Source organism: Streptomyces katrae, assembly GCF_000966975.1.
Taxonomy (GTDB): Bacteria; Actinomycetota; Actinomycetes; order Streptomycetales; family Streptomycetaceae; genus Streptomyces; species Streptomyces katrae.
Window position 1 is genome coordinate 1 of the sequence record NZ_JZWV01001072.1, and the last position, 1,221, is coordinate 1,221.

Annotated in this window: 2 protein-coding genes; both read left to right on the forward strand. The window is 76.9% G+C overall.

The features are described from left to right. Positions 1–602: succinate dehydrogenase/fumarate reductase iron-sulfur subunit (locus VR44_RS32460; RefSeq protein ID WP_045951216.1), on the forward strand; the 602-nt coding region annotated here is incomplete at its 5' end. A 134-nt stretch (positions 603–736) separates the two neighbouring features. Further along, a partial coding sequence (locus VR44_RS32465; protein WP_211275165.1) for a hypothetical protein occupies positions 737–1,221 on the forward strand: 485 nt, incomplete at its 3' end.

Genomic DNA, 1,221 nt, shown 5'->3' on the forward strand with positions numbered 1-1,221 from the left:
GCGGCGAGGACCCGGTCGCCTTCGACCACGACTGCCGCGAGGGCATCTGCGGCGCGTGCAGCCTCGTCATCAACGGCGACGCCCACGGCCCCGAACGCACCACCACCTGCCAGCTCCACATGAGGTCCTTCGCCGACGGCGACACCATCGACGTCGAACCCTGGCGGGCCTCGGCCTTCCCCGTGGTCAAGGACCTCGTGGTGGACCGCAGCGCCTTCGACCGGATCATCCAGGCCGGCGGCTACATCACCGCCCCCACCGGCTCCGCACCCGAGGCGCACGCCACCGCCGTCCCCAAGCCCGCCGCCGACTCCGCCTTCGAGCACGCCGAGTGCATAGGCTGCGGCGCATGCGTGGCCGCCTGCCCCAACGGCTCCGCGATGCTGTTCACCTCCGCCAAGGTCAACCATCTCAACGTGCTCCCGCAGGGCTCGCCCGAACGCGAGACACGGGTGCTGGACATGGTGGCGACGATGGACGACGAGGGCTTCGGCGGCTGCACCCTGACCGGCGAGTGCGCCACCGCCTGCCCGAAGGGGATCCCGCTGCCGTCGATCGCCGCCATGAACAAGGAATGGCTGCGGGCGCTCCGCAAGCGCTGACCGGCCCCGGCAGCCCCCGAGTGCGCCCGATCGGCCGACCCGGGCGCCGGCCCGATCCGCCGACCGGGCGCACGTGGAGCCCGTACGCCGTGCCGTGCGCCCGGCGCGTCCGGCCGGCGGGGCACAGTGGCCCCATGCCAGCAGCCCCCGCCGGCCCCGGACCGCACCGCCGCACCGTGCTCGCCGCCCTGGCCGCCCTGGCGCCCCTGGCGGCGGCCGGGTGTACGGAGCCGGAGCGCCGCGCCCCCGCGCCCGGGCCGCAGCCACCCGCCAGGGACGCCCTCGTCATGCTGATCCCGCACGCGGAGAAGCCCCACGCCGGAGCCACCGGCGAGGACGACGAGGGCAACGAGGACCCGGGCTCCCTCGCCGGGCGGGGCCGCCGCCGCGCCGAGGAACTGCACCGCCTCTTCGGGCCGTCCCACGGCGCCCCGCTGCCCCGGCCCGCCGCGCTCTTCGCCACCGGGGGACCGCAGTCCGCCCCGGCCCGGTGCCGGCAGACCCTGGCGCCCCTGGCCACCGCCCTGCACGTCCCCGTACAGGACCGGTTCGCCGTCGGCGCCGAAGCGGACCTCGCCCGGGCCGTCCTGGCCGGCCCCGCCCCCGCCCTCCTGTGCTG